Raw genomic sequence first — 25746 nt, 5'->3', positions numbered from 1 at the left:
GGTAAAAGCCTGGAAAAATTGAATATGGACAGAAGCTCCGCCAGAGATTTATTGATCCGTTACCGCTCGGGAGATTGTACGGAATCCGAACGGCAACTGGTAGAAAGCTGGATATTGCATGATGCTGCCGGTCCGCCGGACCTGAGCGATGTAGAATTGCTGGATGACCTGCTGGATATCCGGTTACGTCTTGAACGCAGCATGCGTAAACATGATCTGAGGGTGACTGCCTTCCGCAGATGGCTGCCCTATGCCGCAATGCTGATCTTTGTGGTATCCGCCGGCATCTGGACCTACTCACGGATGAATGACCACGGGCAGGCGCCCGGCCGGGAGACGGCCAATATACTACCGGCGCACAGCGCTGCTACACTGACGCTGCCGGACGGGAGCGTTGTGACGCTGAGCGACACGCAAAGCGGTATTGTTATGGGTGACCAGGTAACGTACACCGACGGCACCTCCGTTCCGGGCGTTGGCGAACAATCACCCGGCCATGGCGCGGCAAGTCAAAACGCTTCCGCTGTTTCGCAGCGGCTGACGCTTGCTATCCCGAAAGGCAGCACCTACCGGGTAACCCTCCCGGATGGCACGAAGGTATGGCTTAACGCGGCTTCCACATTAACCTATCCAAGCCGGTTCAGCGATAATGAACGCACTGTGGAGCTGGCAGGGGAAGCATATTTTGAAGTATCGGAAATACGTGCTCCTGTACAGGGGGCATCGGGAAACTCCGGGCCTTCACGGAAGGTCCCGTTCATTGTCAGCACCAGGAACCAGTCAGTAGAGGTACTTGGCACACAGTTCAACATAGCGGCATACGCGGATGAAACGGTGGCAAGAACAACGCTGGTGGAGGGTAGCGTGCGGGTGGGCGCTGCGCAGCATACAGCATCCACCGTTTTAAAACCAGGCCAGCAAAGCGTTGTTTCCGGCAGGCAGATCAGTGTAGCCGAAGTGGACGTTGCGGCGTATACCAGCTGGAAGGAAGGCTATTTTACATTCAACGGCACCGAATTGCGCGAAGCAATGAGGCAGCTGAGCCGCTGGTACGATGTGGACGTTATTTATGAAGGCAATATTCCGCCTACCCCGTTTTACGGAAAAATCAGCAGGAGCAATTCGCTGGCCGGGGTGCTTGACATCCTTAAGGAGGGAAATGTACATTTCAGGATTGAAAACAATGGCGCCGCTTACCGGGTGGTCGTTATGCCATGAATATATAAACCAAACAACGTTATGATGCACACAACCAAAACTTGACAAGCTGGCGGTAAGATCATCCATAAAGAAAACCGGAAAGTGTTAGAGGCACTGTCCGGTCATTATTGGATGCCGCTATACAGCTGTAAAACAGCTGCCGAATCAATCAATTCTTTAACGTAATCCAACCGTACAAAGGTATGATTTTGTTTCCACGTGCCAAAGGCAGTACTATGCCTTTGATCAACCGACTATTGTCAATTATGAAACTAGCAGTTTTCCTGACGTTCATCACCGTACTGCAGGTAGCCGCGGCAAGTCACGCACAGACTGTTACTTTGAATGCCCGTGATTTGCCCCTGACCAGCGTAATGGAGAGTATCCAGGAACAGACCGGATACCTGTTTTTCCTGAAAGGGGAAAAACTGGCCGGGATGCGCGTAAGCGCCAGCATCAAAAACGTTCCGCTCCGGAAAGCGATGGATGTGTTGACCCATGACCTCGGACTGGAATGGGTCATCACGGAGCAGACCATCGTGCTGCGTCCCGCCCGGCGTTCTGCCGGCGGGCAGGGCCAAGATATCCCGGATCCCTTTCAACAGGAACGCACTGTTTCAGGCAGGGTGACGGATGAGGAAGGAATGCCGCTTATCGGCGTAACCGTGGTTATAAAGGGCAGCATGAAGGCCACCAATACAGATGAAGAAGGCCGTTACCGGATCGCCGTGCAGGACGATAAAGCGGTATTGCTGTTCTCCATGGTGGGGTTCGAGCCCAGGGAGCTGGCCGCCGGTCCCCGGGATACCGTCAACGTAACCATGAAAGTGGCCATAAGCGGCCTGAATGAAGTAGTGGTGGTAGGTTACGGCACGCAAACCAGAGCGAATGTTACCGGCGCTATTTCCTCGGTGAAAGCGGAACAGCTGAATAAAATGCCTACAACCAGCATCAGCGAAATGCTGCGGGGGGCCGCACCGGGACTCCAGGTGACGATGGGGAGCGCCGCGCCGGGAGGCACGTCCAGTATCCTGATCAGGGGCAGGCGCTCACTGTCGGCGGGGAATGATCCGTTATATATTGTGGACGGTGTGCCTTCCGCCAGTATTGATGATGTCAATGCGAACGATGTGGCTTCCGTAGAGATACTGAAAGATGCTTCCGCCCAATCGATCTACGGCGCCAGGGCCGCCAACGGTGTTATTCTGATCACCACCAAAAGAGGGATCTCCGGAAAAACGAAAGTGAATGTGAACACCTATGCCGGTGTGCAGAACCTGTACAGGAACTTTGAATTTTATGACGGGGAACAGTGGGCGGCCTACAGAAAAGAAGCGTTCTACAATGCATATGGCTACTACAATGAAGATGAAGCGCTCAGAGGATTGATGAAGGATGTTTATCATTCAAAGGAATATATCGACTGGGAAGATGTGATGCTGAGCCCGGCCTGGCAAAACAAGAATGATGTACTGATACAATCGGGAAACGATAAAACAAAATATGCACTGTCTCTCGGACATTTTTTCCAGGATGGGATCGTTCCTTCTTCCAACTTCAGGAGGTTTACGGGCAGGCTCAATGTAGATCAGCAACTATCTGAAAAGATATCATTGGGAGCAAATATCGCCTATACCCGGTCGGACCGGAAGATTGCCGATGGCACCTTCAATTCTTTCATTACCATGCCTCCCCTGGCCGAAGTGTACAACAGTGATGGTTCGCTGCGGGAAGATGTGACGGAAGCGGGGGAATCCCATTTTAATCCTTTGTGGAACAACCAGCATGCAAAAAATCTTACCATCACCGACCGGCTTAATTTGAATTTTATCGCGGACTGGAAGATCGTAAAAGGCTTGTCGTACCGGCTTAATGCAAGTATAAATACAAGGACCGTTCAGGAAAACGCCTACCTCGGCATCCAGCATACGGTAGGCAGGAACAATGCCGGACGGGCAATGGTTGCGCAAAGCATTTACACCGATTATCTGGTGGAAAATATTCTTAACTATACAAAGGATATAGGAAAGCACCATCTGGATGGCACCGCCATGGCCAGCCTGAACGGCATCCAGTGGAAACGGACCGGTAATACGGGCTTCGGTTTCGCTAACGATGATCTGGCTTATCATGCCATTGCTTCAGCGCTTTCCCACGCCGTGCCCGTATATGAGTTTTCCGACAGGAAACTTCTTTCCTACCTGGTCAGGGGCCGTTACAACTTCGACAGCAAATACATGCTCACATTGGCTATGCGTGTGGACGGGTCCTCCGTTTTCGGCGCCAATAATAAATATGGCTACTTTCCATCAGCCGCAGTAGCATGGCGGATCAACAGCGAAGATTTTATGGCCGGCAGTGAATGGATATCAGACCTGAAACTCCGCTTAAGTTATGGCCAGGTGGGCAACCAGGGCATCAGTCCATATACCACACTGGGGCTGGCGGATAAATACCTGACCGAGTTCGGGGACCAGACCGCGGTGGGATACCTGCCCAATTCAGAATTGACGAACCCGAACCTGAAGTGGGAAACGTCCACCTCCGCCAATTTAGGTATCGACTATGGCTTTTTCAAAAACCGGATCTACGGTTCCGTGGAATTTTACGATACCGAAACAACGGACCTGCTCGTGGAAAAATCGCTGTCAACCACTTCCGGATATGCCAGTCAATTGGTGAACCTTGGCCGTGTGCGGAATAGGGGGATAGAATTCTCCTTGAATGCGGTTCCGGTAAGGAATAAAGATTTTACCTGGAACGTGGGGGTGAATTTTTCTACCAACAGGAACAGGATTGAAAGGATCAACGGCGCAGTTGATGCGCAGGGCAATCCCGTAAACGACCTGAACAACAGGTGGTTCATTGGCCAGTCCATGAACGTGTATTATGATTACCAGTTCGATGGTATCTGGCAATTGGATGATGACATCGCCGGATCGGCCATGCCGGCCGCCACGCCCGGGAGCATCCGCGTGAACGATCTCAACGGCGACAAAGTCATCTCTGTAGACGACCGCCGCATCATCAGAAGAGATCCTAAACTGATCAGCGCTTTTATTACCAGTTTTGAGTACAGGAACTTCAGTCTTTCCCTGGATATTAATGCTTTGCATGGCGGTTATCTGTACAATGCTTATCTCGCCACTTTTGAAACGGGAGGCGATCTTACCGGGAAACGAAACGGGGTCAGGCGCAATTACTGGACGGTGCATAATCCCTCCAATGAAGCGCCGGCGCCCAATTTTGTGCAGCAGCCCGCTTTTTTAACTTCGCTGGCCTATGAAAAAGCAGATCACATACGCCTCCGCAATGTTTCTCTTTCCTACAATTTGCCGGAAAAGGTGATCAGCGGGTTGAAACTCAGTAACCTGAGGTTGTTTTTCACCGCCAGCAATATCTGGACCCTTACAGATGTACAGGGCTATGGGCCTGAACAAAATCCCGGCGATTATCCGGAACCAAGAACCTTGTTGTTTGGCCTTAATTGCTCATTCTAATACTTACAAGTCATGAAGCACACAATACGGATCATTATATTGTTCACCGTGGCATTCACTTCCTGCTCCAAATTGCTGGAAGAAGAGAACAAAACAAGGTATTCCGCCGAATATATTTACAGCAGTGAAGGTGGTTTGAAGTTAGCGGTGAATGCACTCTATGCATTGCAACGCTATTATTCGGATGACGATGCTACCGTTTTCGCCCTGGAAAGAGCTACGGACCTGGTGGTAACAAACGGAGGGACCGGGAATTACTTCGGCACGTACGATCCCAATTTCCTCAGACCTTCCTCCTCCCAGGTGGCCTTCATGTGGAGGACCATGTACCAGATCATCGGCAAGGCAAATGAAATAATTTACGCAGGTGAAAAGCTGGAGCAAACCGATGCGCTGAAGGCCACGATCGCTGAAGCAAAATGCTTCAGGGCGCAATCCTATTTCCTGCTTTACCGCACATACGACCGGATATGGCTGAATACGGAGCCCACTACCTGGGAAAACGTTGACTTTCCCAGGGATTATAAAGCGGCCACCAATGAGGAAGTGCTCAACCTGCTGTATGAAGACCTGGATTACAGTATTGAGCACCTGCCCTGGCTATCTTCGGAACCAGGCCGCTTTAACCAGGCCGCGGCAAGGCATATCAAAGCGAAAGCGGCGCTCTGGAAAAAGGATTGGGATGAGGTGCTGGACCAGGTGAACAAAATTGATCAGTCGGGCAGTTACGGCCTGGAGCCGCTGGAGAATATTTTTAACGCGGCCGATCTCAATCATAAAGAGGCATTGATGGTACAGCAGTGGAGCCGGAATCCGGGAGGGAACCTCTCTAACGCCACCCCGAAAGGAAACCTTTTCGCCGCGTTCTATGTAGCTTCCTATCGCCAGGAGATAGGAGGAACGGCGGAGTATTCCTGCAGTTTTGAGAACTGGGGCTATACTTACGGCAGATGCCTGCCCAATCCCTACCTGTTCTCGCTGTATGATACCGCCAATGATGCCCGCTACAAAAGCTTCTATATACACCAGTATAAAAATACGACGCCCGATCCTAAACCTTATGGCGCCGTAACGGTGCAGCCGGGTGCTTATTTCCCGCTTTACAAGAACGGAACGAAGAACCGGTTCGTGTACCCGGGCTGTATTAAACACGGCGATATCTGGACAAGGGCGGCTTCGGAAACCAGGAGTTATAAGGATATTATTCTCTATCGCCTGGCGGAAACCTATATCATGGGCGCTGAAGCCGCTTTGATGAAGGGTGATCAGGCGCTGGCGAAACGATATTTCAATAAAACCTGGGAACGGGCGGGCAACACCACCTTTACCGGCACGCTGTCATTGAAAAACATCATCGATGAACAGGCGCGCGAACTGGCATTTGAAGGCCAGCGCTGGTACTTCCTGAAAAGATTGGGAATACTGATCTCACAAGTGACCAACTATGCCGGCGATGCTGAAATAAGCAGCTCATTACCGGGGAGAACAAACTTGCCGGCTAACCCGCATTTCATACGATGGCCCATACCCGAGACCGAGGTCATCAATATGGGAGCCGAAAATTTCCCCCAGAATCCGGGGTATAATTAGAACAGTAATTTTTGACGCATTGGCGCCGGAGGCTTTTCAAAAGGCGCAGGGATGCTTTTGCCTGACATAGAACAAAATCACTTTAAAAATAACTCATGAACACATTCGTTAAATCGTTGCTTTTCCTGTGGATGGTAATGACCACAGGCAATATGTACGGAGAGAGCCGGGAAAATTCTTTTGATATCTGCGTATATGGCGAGTCCGCCGCCGGCGTAATGGCGGCAATACAAAGCGCGCGGCTTGGGAAAAGCGTTGTACTGATCTCGAAAAACCAGCATGTAGGCGGATTGGTCACATCAGGCCTTACCGCTACCGATATGAACCGTAATGACATGGTGGGCGGACTTGCCCGTGAGTTCTATCAGAAAATATACGACTACTATTTACGTCCCGAAGTCTGGAAGAACCAGGGCCGCGAGGAATTCTTTATAAAATCCAGGAAAAGGACCTACACCGGTAAGAATGATGAACGCAAAATGCAATGGGTGTATGAATCCAAAGTAGCCGAACGCATCATGCTGGATATGCTGAAAGAGGCCGGTGTAACGCTCTGGCAGCATGAACGCCTGAAGCGTAAAAGAGGCGTAAGGAAAAACGACCGTCAGATCAGCAGGATCACGCTGGAAAGCGGTAAAACCGTGAACGCCAGGATATTCATCGACGCTTCTTATGAAGGCGACCTGCTCGCGGCTGCCGGTATTTCTTACACGGTTGGCAGAGAGGATAATAGAACATATCAGGAAACCCTCAACGGTTACCGTATTAATTATGAGATGGGGACTAATCTCAGCAAGGTGAGCCCCTACCGGAAAGCGGCTGATCCGAAGTCGGGCCTCCTTCCTTACATAGATAAAAAAGTACAGGGTGCACAGGGTACGCAGGACAAAAAGGTTCAGGCTTATTGCTACCGCCTTACACTCACTGACGACCCGGCCAATAGAATTAAAATAGCCCAACCGGAAGATTATGATCCTTCCCTGTATGAAGTGCTCGTACGGTATATTAACCTGAACCCGGCATTGACGCTTCAGAAAATAATCACTTTAACGCCGATGCCCAACCGGAAAACGGATACGAATCACCTGGATTTCTTCGGGGCCAGTTACGACTATGCGGAAGCCGGGTATAAAAAAAGAGGGGATATCGAAAAGCAGCATAAAAATTATGCGCTCGGCATGTTGTGGCTGCTGGAACATGATCCCAGGGTCCCGCAACATATCAGGGACGAAATGAAAGACTGGGGATTGCCGAAAGATGAATTTGAGGAGAGCGGAAATTTCCCCAACCATATGTATGTGCGGGAAGCCAGGAGAATGGTGGGCGAATTTGTGATGTCGGAAAAGAATGTCGTAAAGGAGAACCGGACTGCCGCACCCTATCCCATCGGTGTCGGTACTTATGCCCTGGATTGCCATTATGTTTCGAAAGTGGTGGATGAGGAAGGGAAGTTGAGGTACGAGGGAACGATCTTTCAGGCCACCACGCCATATCCCATCAGTTATTTATCAATAACGCCGAAGCGGAATGAATGCGGGAACCTCTTGGTGCCCGTCTGCTTATCTTCTTCACATGTGGCGTATAGCACGATCAGGATGGAACCGGTGTATATGGTCCTGGGCCAGTCCGCGGCTGTTGCCGCCGCGATGGCCATTGACGGGAATATGGCCGTTCAGGATATCCCGTACGACCAGTTGGCGCCACGGCTGAATGCGCTCAGCCAGATAATTGATATTAATCCTAAATCAAAGTAATGATGAGCAGGTTGAAATATTATACCGGAAAAGGGGCGATCTGCCTGTTTGTATTGCTCTGTTTCGGATGCAATAAACGGTACGATTACCCGATACCCCGCAATTCCTTTGAAGAAACGGAGCTGCCGCCTCCGGCCAAGGTTACGCTTTCAAAATCGGGCGGATCATGGAAAATGTTCATTGACGGAACGGAACACTTTATAAAAGGGGTTTGCGCCAATAATTTCTATGGCGAGGCCGCCGCCTTCGGCGCCAATACCATAAGGACCTATGGTGTGGCGGATGATTCGCAAAAGATACTGGATGATGCCTTTAAAGCCGGCTTGTACGTGAATTTTGGTTTGTACATGAAGCGGGAGACGGATGGCTTCGACTACAACAATGAAGCGGCGGTTAAACAGCAGCATGAGCAAATGAAAGAAGCGGTACTGCGTTTTAAGGATCATCCGGCGTTGTTATGCTGGTCCATAGGCAATGAAGCAGAAGCAAGTTATACCAATACAAAACTATGGACCGCCGTAAATGAGGTGGCGAAGTTCGTGCACCAGGTAGATCCTAATCATCCCACAACGGTTGCATTGTCCAATTCAGACGTTACTAAAATAGGGCTGGTGGCAGATATGGCGCCGGAAATAGACATCCTTTCTTTGAACAGCTATGCGCCAACGCTGCCCAATGTACTGGCGAACCTGGCTTCCGCCGGTTGGCAAAAACCTTATATGATCACTGAATTTGGCCCGCGCGGCACCTGGCAAATGGCGCCTGAGCCAACAAGGATACTGAATTGGGGAGGACTGGTGGAACAAACCAGTACGGAGAAGGCCGATGCTTACCTGCAAGCGTACCAGGACCATATTTCAAATAACCGGGCAAACGGATGTATTGGCTCGTTCGTATTTATCTGGGGATACCAAAGGCATGGGGCAGTGCTCACCTGGTTTGGTCTTTTGGATAAGAAGGGGTACACATTCCCGGCGGTGGATGCCATGCAGTTCGCGTGGACGGGCAGCTACCCCGCCAACAGGGCCCCCGTTATCCGGGACAGGAACGCGATCTTGATGAATGGCAGGAAAGCGGAAGAGAATATATCCGTGGAGAAAGGTTCCGGCAATACAGCTTCCGTTATCGCTACGGACCCTGATAATGATCCCCTAACCTATTCCTGGATGATCATGAAAGAAGGTTCTGCCGCTTCGGATGGCAGTTTGCCGGAGGGTATTTCCGGACTTATCACCGATAACAAGTTGTCCGGCATTGCCTTCAAAGCACCATCAGAAACGGGAGGCTACAGGCTGATCGTTTTTGTTTCCGATGATGCCAATAAAAAAGTAGCAAGCGCTGTTATTCCTTTTTATGTCAATTAGTATGATGATGAAAAATATTCCTTTAAAACTGCTCTTCTTTATTGCTGTGCTGACATTGGTTGCCTGCAAAAAAGAAGACAACCTCGTGGTACAAAACGATGCTTTCTCCGCGAAAGTTACGCAGAACGTAACGTTGCCGCTGACCGTTACTTCAAAGGATCAGATAGAATTTGATCTGCTGATCACCACCGATTCAACCAGTACCTTGAAAACAGCGGTGCTGCACCTGGATGAAAATGAACTGCACACGGCTTCAGCTTCCGCAGATAACAAGATCGCGGTGCAGTACACCTATGCCCTGGATAAAGATGAAGTGGGGAAGAGCCTCATCTTCCGGTTGGTGGTTGCTGATGAAGAAGGCCGGTCGGTCAGCAAAGACTTTACAATATATGTCCAGCTGGCTCCGGCAGATATCCGGATCACCATTCCGGAGGATGCCCCCGCTGAGATCCTGGATAATGAAACAGCGGATTTTAATATTGCCGTTACTTCGGAGAACGACATCAAATACATCAAAACGTTTGCTGACGGTAATGAGATCACATCTTTAACGAAAGAAACTTTCACCGATCCCAAAGAAGACAGCTACCGCTTTACCTATCAGCCAACGGCTGCGGATGCCGATAAAACCATTCCCTTCCTGATAGAAGTCATGGATGTGATGGGGAATACAGTAAGGAAGGATTTCGCATTAAATATCAAACGTTCCCAGACAGCTGATTTTACGGCATATTTTGATGTGAACCTGGGCGCGCAGCGATCCACTGCGCACGGACCGTTTTTTAACGCCGCGAACGGAGAAGTGTACGCTACCACGGGTTCCGCTTCAAAATCAGGCGATATAGATCTGATTGTTTTTTACAGCGGTTCCAGCAGGGCATACAATATCACTTCGCCAACACTGGCTTCCGTGTCGGAGTTTATTTACACCGCTGCTGCCTACGGCGATGATGCAATGATCAATTGGCCCACAAGAAACCAAACCCTGATAAAGAAAATACCGATAAGCCGGGAGGATTTCGACCTGGCTGCCGCAAGCGATATAGCATCGCTTTATACGGGTGCGGCCGGTGCTGCAGAGGAATCTTCCGGCGGCCTGGCGGATAACAATGTGATCGTATTTAAAACGGCGGATAACAAATATGGGCTGCTGTACGTCAAGTCCAGGTCCGCAAATGCCAATACAGGCCATTTGACGGTGGACATAAAAATGCAAAAATAGCATTGACACATAGGGAAATACAGGGAATGCCTGAGGAAATCAGGCGTAATAGAACAGTGTTTTTATCAAACAACCGGTAAAACGCGCGTAAAAGGCACACGTTGATAATTAGCTAAGCACTTAAATGAAAGCACTATGATGAACGTACAACATCGTCCGGCACAACGGATAATATGGCTGCGGCTATGTGTATCCTGCCTGGCGGCAATAGTCCTGTTCACGATAAAGGCGCAGGCGCAAAAGCTTTCCGTTCAGGGAACTGATAATCCCGGTAAACCCAATATCCTGGTGGTCATCAGCGATCAGCTTAACTGGGATTTTATCGCTGCCGCGGGCAATAAATATGTAAAAACACCCAATATGGACCGGTTGTGCGGAATGGGTGTTCGTTTCGACCGGGCTTACACCATCAATCCGGTATGCATTCCGGCACGCATAAGTTTACTTACGGGTAAACGGCCGGGTATGTTTGGCGTGCATGTGCCGAAAGAGGCTGGCGCGAAAAAAACGGATATGATACAGTACGTTCGGGAAAAGAAGGTGGCCACACGCCTGCAACAGTCGGGGTACAAAACCTACTATGGAGGAAAAACGCATTTTGGCCCTCCGGGTTATGCATTTCTTCCGGAGGACATGGGATTTGAGGTGTATGCAAGTGAAAGAGAATACAGGGGAGAAGATTGTGTGCCAAAGGCGATCGAAACGTTGAACAAACATAGAAAAGATAATAACGGCCAGCCCTTTTTCATGATCACTTCGTTGATGAACCCGCATGATATCTGTTATGCGCACATCAAAAACAACCGGTTCGATATGGAGAAGATCATGAGCCGCACAAAAGGCGGCGGCTGGAAGGCGAAACTCCGGGCGTCCGTATTGAGGAACCTGCAAATTCCGGAGGGATACCCCGGGGCGGGCGGGTATGAACCTGTTGACTACTACCTGAGCCAGGCGCCGCCATTGCCGGACAACTACCAGCCGCAGCGGAACGAACCCGGTATTATTTCAGGAAAAGGGGAAGCGGCAAGCGGTATGGCCGCCGCGTTCGGGCGATACCGGAATGATTACGACTCCACCGACTGGCTACTCCACCGGTATGCTTATTGCCGTTTTGTGGAAGATGTGGACCGTGAGCTGGGACAACTGCTCGATGGGCTCGAAGCAAGCGGCTTGGCAGAAAACACCTTTATCATTTTCACCAGCGATCATGGTGAACAGCTGGGCAGTCATCAGATGGCAGGGAAAGGGCTATTCTTTGATGAAGTATGCCATATACCGTTTATCGTAAGTCATCCGGGCATTAAAAAAGCGCGTGTGGATACCGTAAACCTGTTATCCAACGGGCTGGACCTTCTTCCGTCCGTTTTTGAACTGGCAGGAGCGCCGCCCGATCCGGATTGGGAAGGAAAGAGTATCGTTCCATTACTGCATGCTGCCAGCGCGCGGCTGAACAGAACAGCGGTCCCGGTAGAGTTCTCCACCGGGCTGGGCATGGTTACGAGGGATTTTTATTACGGAATATACGTGAGCGGGAAAACCAACCATGAACAACTGTACGATATGAGGAAAAGGCCATTGCAAATGGAGAACGATGCCTTGTTGCCTGCCTACGCGCCTGCTTTAAAAGATCACCGGGACCTCTTCCGGACAACACATCAGCAAACACTTGAGGGATTTGAACATCCCGAAGGTTTTCTGAAGTATATAAGAATGGGTGTTAACTAAAAAAAATCTGTATGAAAAAGATGCTTTCTTTCGTGCTGCTACTATCGCTTGCAGCTTGTACCAGGAATCTGTCTGATAACATGATGAACGATTCAGCGGCCTTGTCTGAACGGATCGCGGCTTCCCGCCTTTCCATCGATACGCCGGCTTTAGTAACTGTGGTGGAGGAAAGCGGGGTATGGAAACTGAAGCGCAACGGGCAAAATTATATCGTAAAAGGAGTTGCCGCCAGCAAGTCCATTAATGCCGATCCGGGTTATTATCTCACGATGCTGGAGTCTTTCAGCGGCAATACCATCAGAACTTACAGCGTAACCGAATACACGCAGGATATCCTGGATGCCGCATATGCCAATGGAATAAACGTATGTCTTGGGCTTTGGGTGAACAGGGAGGCCGACAATTTTGATTATAACGATACGGCAGCTGTACAGCTCCAGTTGCAGAACCTGCGGGACCAGGTGCTTGCTTACAAGGACCATCCGGCTTTACTCATGTGGGGTATCGGAAATGAGGCGGATGCCTCCTATACCAACCTGAAACTCTGGGATGCCGTAGATGATATTGCTGCAATGATCCATACGGAAGACGGGAACCATCCTGTCACAACAATGCTTGTTAATTCCGACCAGGCAAAAATTGCCGCCATCAAAAGCAGGGCGCCTAACCTGGACATTCTTTCCATCAATATGTACGCACCCAATCTTCCCAATGTATTGGGCAATTTGCAGGCGGCAGGCTGGGAAAAACCTTACATGATCACAGAATTCGGCCCGCGCGGCACCTGGCAAATGAATCCGGAGCCGAGCCGTATTTTACCCTGGGGCGGATTGGTGGAACAAACCAGTACTGAAAAAGCGGAAATATACAGGAGCGCGTATAATCAACATATAAAAGCGAACTTTATCAATGGTTGCCTTGGGTCCTTTGCTTTTGTTTGGGGATACCAGACGCATGGCGCCGTACGCACCTGGTTTGGATTTCATAATACCGAAGGCCGGTCTTTTGGCGCAGCGGATATCATGAAAAGAGTGTGGTCGGACTGGTACCCTGCTAACAGGGCTCCGGAAATTGTTTCCCGGAACAATATGACGCTGCAGGGGCAGCATGCGGAAGATGCCATATACCTCACCAACGGTACCCAGTATGCAGCGGCAGTGGTGGCCGCTGATCCGGATGGAGATCCGCTTGTATATGAATGGACCATTGTTCCGGAAGGAGGGGCCGGTCCGGGTGGCGGCCCCCATCCGGGATTGCCCGGCCTTATACTCGCCAATGGCAATGCGAACGTCTCGTTTACGGCCCCGGCTGCCGGCGCCTACCGTTTGTATGTGTATGTAAAGGATGATCATAACAAAGTGGCCAGTGCAGTAATTCCGTTTTTTGTGCAATAGGAACACCGTCATCTGAAAACCGATATGTTTTTGATCAGACATCTGGGGAAATTTCCCGGTTTCCATAAAACGGGAATGAAAAAGCATGTGATCATCATGTTTTTATTATTCCTGTTTTATGCCGCCCATGCCCAGGATACCTCCAAAATCAAATTTCCACGGGTTATAAAATCAAAAAAGCCCTACCAGCTTGAACTAGTAAGGCTTTTACCGGGTGGTCCCACCAGGGCTTGAACCTGGGACCCTCTGATTATGAGTCAGATGCTCTAACCAACTGAGCTATAGGACCCGTCCTTTCGGACAAAAATATAAACAAACTTTTATTGGGCCCCCTTTCCGGGGGATCGCAAAAGTAAATATTTTTTCCACAATCTGCCAGAAATTTTTATCCCTCCCCCGTACCTTTGCTGCACCATGCAAGGAATCAAACACATCATTTTCGACCTTGGGGGCGTTATCCTCAATATCGACTACAAACGCACAGAACAGGCGTTTACCGCCCTCGGGGTAAAGGATTTTTCCAGCCTCTACTCCCAGTTCAATGCCACCCCCCTTTTTGAGGACCTGGAAACCGGCCGGGTGGAAAACGACGCTTTCGTAACGGCCATGCTGCCCTATCTGCCGGAGGGCACCACCCCGGAAGCCATCACCGGCGCCTGGAACGCCATGCTGCTGGACTTCCCCCTGGCCCGCCTGCAGCTCCTGCAGCAGCTCCGCCAGCACTACAGCCTCTATCTGCTCAGCAACACCAACGCCATCCACCTGGCGGCATTCAATGCGATCCTGGAGAAGAGCCGCGGCATCCCGTCCCTGGACGAGTTTTTCGACAAAAGTTACTACTCCCACCAGATCGGTTACCGCAAACCGGAAAAAGAAGCCTACCAGGTCATTCTCGATGAAAATAACCTGCAACCGGCTGAAACGCTGTTCATCGACGATACGCTCCCGAATGTGGAAGCCGCACGGGAATTGGGCATACGGGCCATTCACCTGCAGGCGCCGCGGACGATCCTGGACGTATTCAGGCCGGTATAAACACTATTTGATCTCCTCGAAATCGATGTAATCGCCCTTGTCCCGCGGCTTGGCGGGCTCCTTGGCCGGAGGCGGGGCAGGCTGTTCCTGTTGTTGTTGCTGGAACTGATCGCGGAGATGCTGCTGCATATCGCGCATCTGCCGGCGTACCTGCTTCGTAGAATTATAAACGGGGATGATGAAACCAAACACCAGCTTATAAAGAATATAGCCTATGAGGATGTAGAAAAGTAGCTTGACTAAAGGTATCATATCCGCACAAAGATAGCGGTTACGGGCTTTTTAAGCCACCATTTTAGGATTTCTTTAACGATCTCCGCCAACGGACGCACAGCCGGGAAACTAATAGCGGCCGAGCATGGCTGCTATCTCCATCGATATTTTCTTGTTATGTTCCCAGGTCAGCTTACGGTAGTTGATCGCATCGATGATGGTGCCGATCAGGCAGAACCCGGCCGTGAAGAGGAACAGCACGCCCATCAGGATCTGGTCCATCAGGAAACGGTGCACGCCGTTCACCCCCGCAAAGCCGATCAGGCAGGTGATCAGGATGGTCTGCGGGTCTTTCCTTCTGCCCTGGTACAGCATCAGGAAGCGCTGACGGGTATCGGGATCATACTTTTTCGTAAGCTCCTCCAGCCAGATCATTTCCTCATGATCTATGCCCGGTAACATGGCAAAGTAAAAATCGTTCATATCGGTTTTTTTTCAGGCTTGAATGACTTGAATGAATGGACCTCCTGTTTGAGCAGCTGCACGATCCGCGCCAGCAGCACGGCCAGCACCGGTATGCCGAGGGGGTGGCTGGCCCAGGATGCCGTGATATCTCCGTGCAGCAGATGGCCTACAGCGCTGCCGAGGCCGCAACCCGGACAGCTGCTGAAGCCGGCCAGCTTGTACACGCAGAACTGCGGCTGGTCACCATGCGGGTCCGTCAGTCCCAGCCAGGTCAGTCCCCCGGACCAGGCGATCAGTTCTAACGGTATCCTGGAAATGATGCGCTGCATGATCTTACAATATAAGCCAATCTGCCGGTTTTTGGAATTGAATAAGGAATTAATCACATGTGTACAAATTCCGTGGGAGCCGGTGTTATATTTAGAAGAAAACTTTCCTGGAATGAAAATAAATACTAATTTTGTGATGGATAAATGATTCAAATGAAGGGGACGCGCGTTGTCCCCTTCTTCTATTTCTGTATGGCAAACGAACAAGTGATAATACCCATCCGGGAAATGGTGGAGGCCCTGCTGGCGGATAAACCCGAGTATTTCCTGGTGGAGATCCGGATAAAACCGACCAATAACATAAAGGTGTATCTGGATGCGGACAACGGAGCTTCCATTGACAAGCTGGTTTCCCTGAACCGGCAGCTATATCCGCTACTGGAGGCTGCCGCGCTGTTTCCGGACGGCGATTTCTCCCTTGAGGTTTCTTCTCCCGGGCTGGATGAGCCCCTGAAAACACACCGCCAGTTCGTCAAGAACATCGGCCGGAAGGTGGAAGTGACGAAAACGGACGGCTCCGTCGTGGAAGGCAAGCTGCTGAGCGTGGACGACGCGGAACTGGTGCTGGAAGAAACGGTCGGCAAGAAAAAAGAACTGAAACAAACAAACATCAATTTACCTGAAATCAAGCACACAAAGGTGTGCATCGTGTTTTAAACAATAATGAAAGAACATGGCTAGTATTAACCTGATTGAGTCATTCACCGAGTTCAAGGAGGCGGAGAATATTGACCGCCCTACCCTGATGAAGGTGCTGGAAGATGTGTTCAAGACGCTCCTGCGTAAGAAGTATGGCTCTGATGAGAACTTTGACGTGATTGTAAATACCGAAAAGGGTGACCTGGAGATCCTCCGCCGCCGCACCATCGTGGAAGACGGTACGGTAGAGGACGACAACGCCCAGATCGCATATTCCGAAGCCATCCTGGTGGAGCCGGACTACCAGGTGGGGGAAGACCTGTACGAAGAAGTGGAGATCATGGATTTCGGCCGGAGGGCTATCCTCGCCGCCAAACAGACGCTCACAGCCCGTATCGGCGACCTGAAAAAGAATATCCTGGTGAAAAAGTACGGGGATCGCGTAGGCGAGATCGTTACCGGGGAAGTATACCAGGTATGGAAAAAGGAAGTTTTATTATTGGATGATGAAGGGAATGAACTAATATTGCCTAAATCCGAGCAAATTCCTACAGATTATTTCAAAAAAGGGGAAAATGTACGGGCTGTGGTGAAAAAAGTGGAGTTGAAGAATAACTCCCCGCTGATCATCCTTTCCAGAACTCATCCTTCCTTCCTGGCGAAGCTCCTCGAAATTGAGGTGCCCGAGATATTCGATGGTCTGATCGTGATCAAAAAGATCGTGCGCGAACCTGGCGAAAGAGCTAAAGTTGCGGTAGAGTCTTACGACGACCGCATAGACCCCGTAGGTGCCTGCGTGGGTATGAAAGGAAGCCGTATTCACGGCATTGTGCGGGAACTGCGCAATGAGAACATTGACATTATCAACTATACCGCCAACATTCAGCTGCTTATCCAGCGCGCACTGACGCCCGCCAGGATCAGTCGTATGGATGTGGACAACGAGAACAAATACACCTCCGTTTACCTGAAACCTGACCAGGTATCACTGGCCATCGGTAAAAAAGGTGTGAACATAAAATTGGCCTGTGAATTGACGGGATATGAAATAGACGTATTCCGCGACGAAGAACAGGAACAAACAGAGTTCGATATCGATCTGGAAGAATTTGCAGACGAGATCGAAGCGTGGGTGATAGACGAGCTGAAACGCATCGGTTGCGATACGGCCCGCAGTGTGCTTGATCTGACTCCGGAAGAACTTGTACGCCGCTCCGACCTCGAAGAGGAGACCGTGCATGAGGTGAGAAGGATCCTGCAGGAAGAATTTGAAAAGGAATAATTAAGCCGGCCACTACACCTTCCCATGGGGTAGGCTTTTTTGATTGCAGAGATATTTTGAGTTATTGTTAAATGTTAAAAGAATTGCTCCGCCGGCTGGTGGGGATTAAACGGGAAGGACGAGAATACGATATGCCTGAAGTAACAAACAACACACCGCGATTGCTGGCTGCGGCCAAGGAATTCAATATTGGAAAGGAAACGCTCATCGATTTTCTTTCCAATAAGGGCTTCGATATGGACGGATTCGGATCTCCCAACGCCCGTCTCACAGCCCAGATGTACAACTCCTTGCAGAACGAGTTCCAGCAGGATAAGGCAAATAAGAAGAAAAGCGATCAGATAGCTTTGCCGAAAGGTACCGTGTTGGATGCGGCCAAGAAGAAAGAGAAAGAAGAAGCAGAGCTGGCAGCGAAGAAGAAAGAGAAAGAGGATGCCGATGCGGCCGCTGCTGCAAAGAAGATCGAAGACGCTCCCGCACGCCCGGAACCGCAACCTGATGCGCCGTACGCTGCCCCGCAGCCTCCGGCCGCCAAACAGGAGCCAAAACCGGAACCCGTTGCGCCAAAGCCTGAACCCAAACCGGAACCGGTGCAGGAAGCCAAACCCGAACCCGCGCCTGAACCCGCTCCGCAGCCTAAAGCAAAACCGGAAGAACCCGCTCCGGCAAAACCGGAAGAACCCGCAAAACCCGAATCGCCCCGGATCAATGGCCCCAAAGTAATGGGCACCATCGATCTGGAAGCGCTCAATACCGCTAACCGCGGCAAGAAACCGGCGGCTAAAAAGACAGAACCGGCTGAGGAGAAACCTGCTCCAAAAGCAGCAGAACCCGCTCCAGCCCCTGCACCGCCCCCGGAAAAAGAAACGCCTGTTGCTAGGGAAGAACCGGAAGTGAAAGCAGAAGCTCCGGCCGCCAAAGCAGAAGAGCCTAAAGCGCCCAAGGCCTCCGAAACTCCCGAAGCTGCGCCTCCCGTGAAAGAAACGAAGGAAGCCAGACCAGCGAAGGAAGCAAAGGAAGTTAAAAACAAAGAGGTCAAAGCAGAAAAACCGGCTGCCAAAGCAGCAGAACCTGCAGAAGCCGCGGCGGATCCCGCAAAATCATCAGACGAATCAGGAGAAGACAACAGCAACGCCGTGATCGAAAATATCCAGGCCACCAAGCTCTCTGGCCCCAAGGTTATCGGAAAGATTGACCTGCCGGTGCAGCAGGATCGCCGGGATAACAAAAACTTCAATAAGGACGAAAAGCGCAAACGCAAGCGCATCGTTATAGAAAAGAAACCCGAACCCATCAAACCCGGTGAGTTCGCCAAAGAAGGCGCGGCCGGCGGAGCCCCCCCAAGGGATAACCGCGGCCCCGGCGGCGGCAACCGCGGACCTGGTGGTCCGGGTGGCAACCGTGGCCCCGGTGGCGGTAATCGTGGTCCGGGTGGCAATCGCGGCCCGGGAGGCCCTGGCGGCAACCGCCCCCCCGGAACCGGCCCAAGCCGTCCACATCAGCGCCGGGACCAACGCCCCGGCGGAGGATTCGGACAAGGCGCTCCCCGCAGGACAGATGACAAGGAGATCGACAAGAACGAGATACAGAACAAGATCAAGGAAACCATGGCCAAGCTCGGCGGCGGATCACGCGGCCGTAACACCAAGGCCAGCCGCCGCAGGGACAAACGCCATGAAATGGCCGAACGCGAAGCACAGAGCGGCGCAGACGGCAACAAGCTGCAGGTAACGGAATTCGTTTCCGTAAGCGAACTCGCCAACCTGATGGACGTGAGCTTTGCAGAAGTGATCTCGAAATGTATGGGCCTCGGTATCATGGTATCCATCAACCAGCGCCTGGATGCAGAAGTAATAGAACTGGTAGCCGGAGAATTCGGCTATGAAGTGGAATTCATCGGCATCGATGACGCCACCGAGGATGATGAGGAAGAAATTGTGGATGATCCGGAAGATCTGCTGCCCCGCGCACCGATCGTTACCATCATGGGTCACGTTGACCACGGTAAGACATCCCTGCTCGACTATATCCGCAGTGCCAATGTGGTAGCCGGTGAAGCCGGAGGCATCACCCAGCACATCGGCGCCTACCAGGTGACCACTGCCAGCGGCAAAAAACTGACCTTCCTGGATACACCCGGTCACGAAGCGTTTACCGCCATGCGTGCCCGTGGTGCCAAAGTAGCGGATATCGCCGTGATCGTTGTAGCCGCGGATGACGCCATCATGCCCCAGACGCGTGAAGCCATCTCCCACTCACAGGCGGCCGGACTGCCCATGGTATTTGCGATCAACAAGATCGACAAGGACGGCGCAAACCCGGAAAAGATCAAGGAACAACTGGCCGGCATGAACCTCCTCGTGGAAGACTGGGGCGGTAAATACCAAAGCCAGGAGATCTCCGCAAAAAGCGGTCTTAATATAGACGTATTACTGGAAAAAATACTGCTCGAATCCGAACTGCTGGAACTGAAGGCCAATCCTGACCGCGAAGCGACAGGCTCGGTGATTGAAGCCACGCTGGATAAAGGCCGCGGGTACGTAACAACCGTACTTGTGCAGAACGGTACCCTCAAACAGGGAGACACCATCGTTTCCGGCTCCCACTTCGGCAAGATCAAAGCCATGTTCAACGAACGCGGCCAGCGTGTAGAGAAGGCAGGGCCTTCCGCACCGGTGCAGCTGCTCGGCCTGAACGGCGCTCCACAGGCCGGTGAGAAGTTCAGGATGTATGAAGATGAATCCGAAGCCAAGGACGTTGCCAACCGCAGGGCGCAGATCGTGCGGGAACAAGGTATCCGCACCAAAAAGCACATTACGCTGGACGAGATCGGACGCCGCCTTGCCCTCGGAAACTTCAAACAGCTGAACCTGATCATCAAAGGGGACGTGGATGGTTCCGTGGAAGCATTGAGCGACTCCCTGCAGAAACTCTCCACAGAAGAGATCGTGGTGAGCGTTGTGCTGAAAGGCGTAGGCCAGATCACCGAATCCGACGTATTGCTGGCAACCGCCTCCGATGCGCTCATCATCGGCTTCCAGGTACGCCCGTCCATGAACGCGGCAAGACTGGCCGAGAAAGAGAACATCGAGATCCGCACCTACTCCATCATCTACGATGCGATCGACGAACTGAAGAGCGCCATGGAAGGCATGCTCGAACCGAAGATCGAGAAGAAAGTGGTGGCCAATGTGGAGATCCGCGAAACTTACAAATTCGACAAGGTGACCGTAGCCGGCTGTTATGTGCTGGACGGAAAACTCAACCGCAATACACGCGTGAACCTCGTTCGCGACGGTATCGTGGTGTACACCGGGGAACTGCAGTCGCTCAAACGCTATAAAGATGATGTGAAGGAAGTGGTATCCGGTATGGAATGCGGCCTGAGCATCAAGAACTACAGCGATCTGAAAGTAGGCGATATCGTGGAAGGTTTCGAGGAAGTGGAAGTAAAGAGAACACTCTAAAATACCGGAGACCGGCTGAAAGCAGGGCTTTTAGCCGGTCCAAATCCGAAATTTTTGTTAAATAGATTAGCCGTCTTTGTGCGGCTAATTTTTTATTGGTTATTTTGAGATCACAGTAACGTTATCATGAAAAAAATTCTCATATCCTCCGTTGGCGCACTGCTCCTCTTCCAGGTAGCAGTAGCACAGCAAAAGATAGTGGCAGACAAGATAGTGGCCAAGGTAGGAGACAAGATCATCCTTAATTCGGATATCGAATCGGCCCTGGTAGACATGCAGCAGCAGGCGCTGCAAGGCATGCCGCTGCCCCCGAATGCCTCCTGTTCAGCCATAGAACAGATCATTGCCCAGAAAATACTGGTGCTGCAGGCAGAGCTGGACAGCTTGCCGATCTCCGAAGCGGACGTGGACGGACGTATCGAAAGCCAGATCCGCTGGGCTGAACAACGTTACGGCAGCCGTGAGAAAATGACCGAAGTGACCGGATATACCATTTACCAGCTCCGGGAGCGTTTCCGCGATGCCATCCGCGAAAGCATGCTGGCAAAAGCCATGCGCGACAAGATCGTGAATGCCGTGAAAGTAACGCCCACAGAAGTAAGGAACAACTTTGAACGCATCCCGAAGGACAGCCTCCCCTTTTACGAGTCTGAACTGGAAGTAGGCCAGCTCGTGCTGCAGCCGAAAGCCAGCCGGGAAATGGATAAATATGCAGTAGACCGCCTGCTCGACTTCAAAAGCAGGGTGGAAAAGAAAGAAAGCGAATTCGGCACCCTGGCCAGCCTCTATTCCGAAGACCCCGGCGTAAAGGAGAACGGCGGTACCTACACCCTCAACCGTAACGACAAAAACTGGGACGCTGACTTCCTGGCCGCATCCTTCCGGCTGAAAGAAGGCGAAATGTCATCCCCCGTTAAATCGCAGTTCGGTTACCATCTTATCAAGATGCTGCAACGTAAGGGCGATAACGTAGTGGTTCAGCACATTCTCGTGAAACCGAACGTAATGACGGCCGATATCAACGCCGCCACCGAAAAGCTGGACACGATCCGCGCAAACATCATGGCCGGCAAAATGTCCTTCACGGAAGCGGTAGTAAAACACAGTGACGATCCCATGGCCAAGTTTAACGGCGGTATGATCCAGAACCAGATGACCGGCAGCAGCTTCATTACCATGGACATGCTGGACGATCCTTCCACAAAAGACCTGGTACTGATCCTGGACGACCTGAAACCCGGCGGCATTTCCAAGCCCATGGTGTTCGAGGACGAACAGGGCCGCAAAGCGCTCCGTCTCGTGTACCTGAAAACACGCACCGAGCCGCACCGCGAAAACCTGCGTGACGACTACTCCCGCATCCAGCAGCGGACCCTGCAGGAAAAACAGGCGGAAGCGCTCAACAAATGGCTGGTAGACCACGTACCCACCTTCTACGTGCATGTGGAACCGGAATACCGCAATTGCGGGAACATTTCCAAATGGGTAGCCAACTCCGTAGTCAGCAAATAAGAGATTGTATCATAAAAAGATATCCGCGGGGCTGACCATTGGTCAGCCCTGATTTATTCGGGTACCTGATGGAGACCTGTCATCGTTCAGGCAATCGGCTACAGCCCCGCGCAAACTTTAACATCCCCTGCTTTCGGTGGTTTGAAATATTAGGCGTAACTTTGCGACTTCAATTTTACGGCCATGAGTGATGCGATAAAACATGAATGCGGTCTGGCATTCATCAGACTAAGGAAACCCTTCTCGTATTATCAACAACAGCACGGAACGGTTTTCTACGGCCTGAACAAGTTGTACCTGCTCATGGAAAAGCAGCACAACCGCGGACAGGACGGAGCAGGCGTAGCCACCGTAAAATTGCACACAGAACCCGGTGTTCCCTTCATGCACCGTATCAGAAGCAGCGAACACCAGCCCATTGCGGACATTTTCTCCAAAATCCGCGAAGAAATAGCAGAAATAGAAAAATACCAGCCCGAGATCACCCGTTACCCGGGCCTCATGAAAGGGCATATGCGCTTCCTGGGGGAACTGCTGATGGGCCACCTCCGCTATGCCACCCAGGGAAGGAACAACGTAGAGCTTTGCCACCCCTTCGTAAGACACAATACCGTTCCCGCCCGCAATATCTGTATGGCAGGGAATTTCAACCTCGTTAATGTTGATGAGCTGTTCAAATTCGTGAAAGTTTCCCCCGGGGAGACCCACAAGAACAGCGACCTGGCCGCCATGCTGGAAGTTGTACATCACTTCCTGGCCCAGGAAGACGAGGCCAGGCAGAACGGGCTGGACGTAAAGGCCATCCTGCAGCAGGCTTTCTCCATGTTCGACGGCGGATACCACGTCTGCGGCCTCATCGGCTCGGGGGATTCCTTCGTGATCCGCGATCCGCACGGCATCCGCCCCTCCTACTATTATATCAACGATGAAGTGATCGTAGCGGCTTCCGAAAGGGCCGCCATCCGCACCGCATTCAATGTGGGAGAGAACGAAGTGCTGGAACTGATGCCCGGCAACGCCCTCATCGTGAAGGAAAACGGCGATTACAGCATTGAGCAGATACTGGAGCCCAAAGAGCGCCGCGCCTGCAGCTTTGAACGGATCTATTTCTCACGCGGTAACGACGAAAAGATCTACAAGGAACGCTCCGCCCTGGGGTATCACCTCTCGGAAACCGTGCTCAAAGCGATCGATAACGACCTCCGCAATACCATCTTCTCCTTTATTCCCAATACGGCTGAAGTAGCGTTTTACGGACTGATCAAAGGGCTGGAAGACTACCTGAACCGCATCAAGGTGGAAAGGATCATGAGCTGGGGCAAGGATTTTGACGAAGAAAAGCTCAGCGAAATGGTGAACCGCCGCGTCCGGATAGACAAGATCGCCATCAAGGACGTGAAAATGCGCACTTTCATCACTGAAGATGCCAGCCGGAATGAAATGGTGCAGCACGTGTACGATATCACCTACGGAACAGTGAAACCCGGCACGGATACCCTGGTGGTGATAGACGACTCCATCGTACGGGGCACCACGCTGCGGGAAAGCATCATCAAAATGCTGGACCGCCTCGGCCCCAAACGCATCATTGTCATGAGCTCCGCCCCCCAGATCCGTTACCCGGACTGCTACGGTATAGACATGAGCAAAATGGGCGAATTCGTTGCCTTCCAGGCCGCCATCTCGCTGCTGCGCGAGCAGGGGAAGGACTACATTCTGCAGGAAGCCTACGGCCTCTGCAAGGAATTGGAACGCACCAATACCCTCCACGCACAGAACGTCGTGAAGAACATCTATAAACCTTTCACGCCCGAACAGATATCCGCCAAGATCGCCGAGATCATCACCCCCTCCGGCATCAATGCCAACGTGGAAGTGATCTACCAGAACATCGAAAGCCTCCATGCCAGCTGTCCGAATAACCTTGGCGACTGGTACTTCACCGGCAATTATCCCACCCCGGGCGGAAACCGTGTGGTGAACAAGGCATTCATGAACTATATGGAGGGCAAGAACGAAAGAGGGTACTAGTATCGCTTCCTCAGCATGTTAATTTTATCTTAATTCCTGCACAGCTTTCCCCCCGGGAAGGCATAACTTGTTAACTTAACATAAAATGCCGTAAATTCGGATAGTGTTTGTACTCAACGGTTTACAATGTGTATGAAAACATTGTTACTTATTCGCCACGCCAAATCCAGCTGGACTGATCCGGACATGGACGATTTTGACCGCCCGCTGAACAAACGGGGGAAGATCAATGCGCCGGAAATGGCTACGCGCCTGCTTTCCAGGGGGACCGTCCCCGAACTGATCATCTCCAGCCCGGCAAAACGCGCCCGCACTACCGCCCGCATCATGGCCAAAGAATGGAAATACCCGAAACAGGCCATACTGCTGGAAGAAGAGCTCTATCTCTGCTACGCTTCCACCTTCCTCAAAGTGATCACGAAGATCGACGACGATTTTAATGCCGTGGCCATTTTCGCCCATAATCCCGGCATCACCGATTTCGCCAACTATCTGACAGAGGAGATCCGTATAGACAATGTGCCCACCACCGGCATTTTTGCCATCGAAGCAGAAACCGATCACTGGGAAGAATTCGACCGTGCTAAAAAGCGGTTTTTGTTTTTTGACTACCCCAAAAGCGAAGGCCTCGTTTAAGCATCAATAGATACCGGCCTTTTATATTCATCTATCGCCACAAAGGTGAATGTGCCGGAAATCGCCTTATACCGCTCCGTAGTGTACATCTCTTCCACAAAAATATCCACCATTACCTTCAGGCTGGTATTGCCCGTATGGATCACCTTGCCGATCAGCTCCACAATGGTGCCGCCGGGAATGGGTTTGGTAAAGTCGATCTTGTCAGACGACACGGTGACCATCCGCTTGCGGGAATACCGGGTAGCGGTGATAAAGGCCACTTCATCCATCAGCTGCATGGCTGTTCCGCCGAAAAGGGTATCATAATGGTTCGTTGTATTGGGGAATACGGCTTTGAAAATGCGTGTTTCCGATTGTTGTATCCTGGTTTCGTTACTCATCATTT

General features: G+C 51.5%; 19 protein-coding genes and 1 tRNA gene. 15 read left to right on the top strand and 5 right to left on the bottom strand.

Going from position 1 to position 25746, the window contains the following annotated elements; translation table 11 throughout:
* Nucleotides 1-24: 24 nt before the first annotated feature.
* The 8 genes from FW415_RS03695 (at nucleotide 25) to FW415_RS03660 (ending at nucleotide 13749) form a co-directional block, all read left to right on the top strand.
* Entirely contained in the window at nucleotides 25-1218 is a 1194-nt protein-coding gene (locus tag FW415_RS03695) for a FecR family protein (RefSeq protein WP_148382942.1), read from the top strand.
* Nucleotides 1219-1466: 248 nt separating this feature from the next.
* Nucleotides 1467-4700: a SusC/RagA family TonB-linked outer membrane protein gene (locus FW415_RS03690; RefSeq protein ID WP_210420825.1), complete on the top strand. Its 3234-nt coding sequence runs from the start codon at nucleotides 1467-1469 to the stop codon at nucleotides 4698-4700.
* Between the two features lie 12 nt (nucleotides 4701-4712).
* A complete protein-coding gene (locus FW415_RS03685) occupies nucleotides 4713-6290 on the top strand; it encodes a RagB/SusD family nutrient uptake outer membrane protein (protein ID WP_148382940.1) in 1578 nt (525 codons plus the stop codon).
* Nucleotides 6291-6385: 95 nt separating this feature from the next.
* On the top strand, nucleotides 6386-8044 hold the full coding sequence (locus FW415_RS03680; protein ID WP_148382939.1) for an FAD-dependent oxidoreductase: 1659 nt from the start codon (nucleotides 6386-6388) through the stop codon (nucleotides 8042-8044).
* Nucleotides 8044-9408, top strand: a complete 1365-nt coding sequence (locus tag FW415_RS03675; RefSeq protein ID WP_210420824.1) for a glycoside hydrolase family 2 TIM barrel-domain containing protein — start codon at nucleotides 8044-8046, stop codon at nucleotides 9406-9408. Before FW415_RS03680 ends, FW415_RS03675 begins: the two co-directional genes overlap by 1 nt.
* Before the next feature lies 1 nt (nucleotide 9409).
* Nucleotides 9410-10630, top strand: coding sequence for a hypothetical protein (locus FW415_RS03670; protein ID WP_148382938.1), 1221 nt, complete (start codon nucleotides 9410-9412; stop codon nucleotides 10628-10630).
* A 135-nt stretch (nucleotides 10631-10765) separates the two neighbouring features.
* Nucleotides 10766-12355, top strand: a complete 1590-nt coding sequence (locus tag FW415_RS03665; protein WP_148382937.1) for a sulfatase — start codon at nucleotides 10766-10768, stop codon at nucleotides 12353-12355.
* 11 nt (nucleotides 12356-12366) lie between these two features.
* A complete protein-coding gene (locus FW415_RS03660; RefSeq protein WP_148382936.1) occupies nucleotides 12367-13749 on the top strand; it encodes a glycoside hydrolase family 2 TIM barrel-domain containing protein in 1383 nt (460 codons plus the stop codon).
* A gap of 215 nt (nucleotides 13750-13964) precedes the next feature.
* Here FW415_RS03660 and FW415_RS03655 read toward each other — a convergent pair.
* Nucleotides 13965-14038: transfer RNA gene (locus FW415_RS03655), tRNA-Ile, on the bottom strand.
* Nucleotides 14039-14163: 125 nt separating this feature from the next.
* Here FW415_RS03655 and FW415_RS03650 point away from each other — a divergent pair.
* Nucleotides 14164-14784: an HAD family phosphatase gene (locus FW415_RS03650; RefSeq protein WP_148382935.1), complete on the top strand. Its 621-nt coding sequence runs from the start codon at nucleotides 14164-14166 to the stop codon at nucleotides 14782-14784.
* Nucleotides 14785-14787: 3 nt separating this feature from the next.
* Here FW415_RS03650 and FW415_RS03645 read toward each other — a convergent pair whose 3' ends face one another.
* The 3 genes from FW415_RS03645 to FW415_RS03635 all read right to left on the bottom strand — a co-directional run bounded on the left by FW415_RS03645 (nucleotide 14788) and on the right by FW415_RS03635 (nucleotide 15791).
* On the bottom strand, nucleotides 14788-15036 hold the full coding sequence (locus tag FW415_RS03645) for a hypothetical protein (RefSeq protein WP_246858901.1): 249 nt from the start codon (nucleotides 15034-15036) through the stop codon (nucleotides 14788-14790).
* Between the two features lie 90 nt (nucleotides 15037-15126).
* A complete protein-coding gene (locus tag FW415_RS03640) occupies nucleotides 15127-15480 on the bottom strand; it encodes a TM2 domain-containing protein (RefSeq protein ID WP_148382934.1) in 354 nt (117 codons plus the stop codon).
* On the bottom strand, nucleotides 15477-15791 hold the full coding sequence (locus FW415_RS03635) for a DUF2752 domain-containing protein (RefSeq protein WP_148382933.1): 315 nt from the start codon (nucleotides 15789-15791) through the stop codon (nucleotides 15477-15479). Before FW415_RS03635 ends, FW415_RS03640 begins: the two co-directional genes overlap by 4 nt.
* 192 nt (nucleotides 15792-15983) lie before the next feature.
* Here FW415_RS03635 and rimP point away from each other — a divergent pair, with 192 nt between their 5' ends.
* The 6 genes from rimP to FW415_RS03605 all read left to right on the top strand — a co-directional run bounded on the left by rimP (nucleotide 15984) and on the right by FW415_RS03605 (nucleotide 25358).
* A complete protein-coding gene (gene rimP / locus FW415_RS03630; protein WP_168208652.1) occupies nucleotides 15984-16448 on the top strand; it encodes a ribosome maturation factor RimP in 465 nt (154 codons plus the stop codon).
* A gap of 16 nt (nucleotides 16449-16464) precedes the next feature.
* Nucleotides 16465-17712 carry a transcription termination factor NusA gene (gene nusA / locus FW415_RS03625; RefSeq protein ID WP_148382931.1) on the top strand — a complete coding sequence of 416 codons (1248 nt, stop codon included), beginning with the start codon at nucleotides 16465-16467 and terminating at the stop codon, nucleotides 17710-17712.
* A 71-nt stretch (nucleotides 17713-17783) separates the two neighbouring features.
* Complete coding sequence (infB, locus tag FW415_RS03620; protein ID WP_246858900.1) at nucleotides 17784-21179, top strand: translation initiation factor IF-2; 3396 nt, start codon at nucleotides 17784-17786, stop codon at nucleotides 21177-21179.
* A 126-nt stretch (nucleotides 21180-21305) separates the two neighbouring features.
* Nucleotides 21306-22691: a peptidylprolyl isomerase gene (locus FW415_RS03615; RefSeq protein ID WP_148382930.1), complete on the top strand. Its 1386-nt coding sequence runs from the start codon at nucleotides 21306-21308 to the stop codon at nucleotides 22689-22691.
* A gap of 183 nt (nucleotides 22692-22874) precedes the next feature.
* On the top strand, nucleotides 22875-24722 hold the full coding sequence (locus FW415_RS03610; protein ID WP_148382929.1) for an amidophosphoribosyltransferase: 1848 nt from the start codon (nucleotides 22875-22877) through the stop codon (nucleotides 24720-24722).
* Between the two features lie 132 nt (nucleotides 24723-24854).
* On the top strand, nucleotides 24855-25358 hold the full coding sequence (locus FW415_RS03605; RefSeq protein WP_148382928.1) for a histidine phosphatase family protein: 504 nt from the start codon (nucleotides 24855-24857) through the stop codon (nucleotides 25356-25358).
* Here the strand turns inward: FW415_RS03605 and FW415_RS03600 are convergent.
* A complete protein-coding gene (locus FW415_RS03600; RefSeq protein WP_246858899.1) occupies nucleotides 25355-25744 on the bottom strand; it encodes an acyl-CoA thioesterase in 390 nt (129 codons plus the stop codon). The two genes, FW415_RS03605 and FW415_RS03600, sit on opposite strands and share 4 nt — an antisense overlap.
* Between the last annotated feature and the right edge of the window lie 2 nt (nucleotides 25745-25746).

Origin of the sequence: Chitinophaga sp. XS-30 (genome assembly GCF_008086345.1) — a bacterium.
GTDB lineage: Bacteria > Bacteroidota > Bacteroidia > Chitinophagales > Chitinophagaceae > Chitinophaga.
This window is presented reverse-complemented; position numbering and strand designations above follow the sequence as displayed.

Coding starts and splice junctions, on each gene's coding strand:
- FW415_RS03695 (WP_148382942.1), top strand. CDS start 25: ATGGACAGAAGCTCCGCCAGAGATTTATTGATCCGTTACCGCTCGGGA.
- FW415_RS03690 (WP_210420825.1), top strand. CDS start 1,467: ATGAAACTAGCAGTTTTCCTGACGTTCATCACCGTACTGCAGGTAGCC.
- FW415_RS03685 (WP_148382940.1), top strand. CDS start 4,713: ATGAAGCACACAATACGGATCATTATATTGTTCACCGTGGCATTCACT.
- FW415_RS03680 (WP_148382939.1), top strand. CDS start 6,386: ATGAACACATTCGTTAAATCGTTGCTTTTCCTGTGGATGGTAATGACC.
- FW415_RS03675 (WP_210420824.1), top strand. CDS start 8,044: ATGATGAGCAGGTTGAAATATTATACCGGAAAAGGGGCGATCTGCCTG.
- FW415_RS03670 (WP_148382938.1), top strand. CDS start 9,410: ATGATGATGAAAAATATTCCTTTAAAACTGCTCTTCTTTATTGCTGTG.
- FW415_RS03665 (WP_148382937.1), top strand. CDS start 10,766: ATGATGAACGTACAACATCGTCCGGCACAACGGATAATATGGCTGCGG.
- FW415_RS03660 (WP_148382936.1), top strand. CDS start 12,367: ATGAAAAAGATGCTTTCTTTCGTGCTGCTACTATCGCTTGCAGCTTGT.
- FW415_RS03650 (WP_148382935.1), top strand. CDS start 14,164: ATGCAAGGAATCAAACACATCATTTTCGACCTTGGGGGCGTTATCCTC.
- FW415_RS03645 (WP_246858901.1), bottom strand. CDS start 15,036: ATGATACCTTTAGTCAAGCTACTTTTCTACATCCTCATAGGCTATATT.
- FW415_RS03640 (WP_148382934.1), bottom strand. CDS start 15,480: ATGAACGATTTTTACTTTGCCATGTTACCGGGCATAGATCATGAGGAA.
- FW415_RS03635 (WP_148382933.1), bottom strand. CDS start 15,791: ATGCAGCGCATCATTTCCAGGATACCGTTAGAACTGATCGCCTGGTCC.
- rimP (WP_168208652.1), top strand. CDS start 15,984: ATGGCAAACGAACAAGTGATAATACCCATCCGGGAAATGGTGGAGGCC.
- nusA (WP_148382931.1), top strand. CDS start 16,465: ATGGCTAGTATTAACCTGATTGAGTCATTCACCGAGTTCAAGGAGGCG.
- infB (WP_246858900.1), top strand. CDS start 17,784: ATGTTAAAAGAATTGCTCCGCCGGCTGGTGGGGATTAAACGGGAAGGA.
- FW415_RS03615 (WP_148382930.1), top strand. CDS start 21,306: ATGAAAAAAATTCTCATATCCTCCGTTGGCGCACTGCTCCTCTTCCAG.
- FW415_RS03610 (WP_148382929.1), top strand. CDS start 22,875: ATGAGTGATGCGATAAAACATGAATGCGGTCTGGCATTCATCAGACTA.
- FW415_RS03605 (WP_148382928.1), top strand. CDS start 24,855: ATGAAAACATTGTTACTTATTCGCCACGCCAAATCCAGCTGGACTGAT.
- FW415_RS03600 (WP_246858899.1), bottom strand. CDS start 25,744: ATGATGAGTAACGAAACCAGGATACAACAATCGGAAACACGCATTTTC.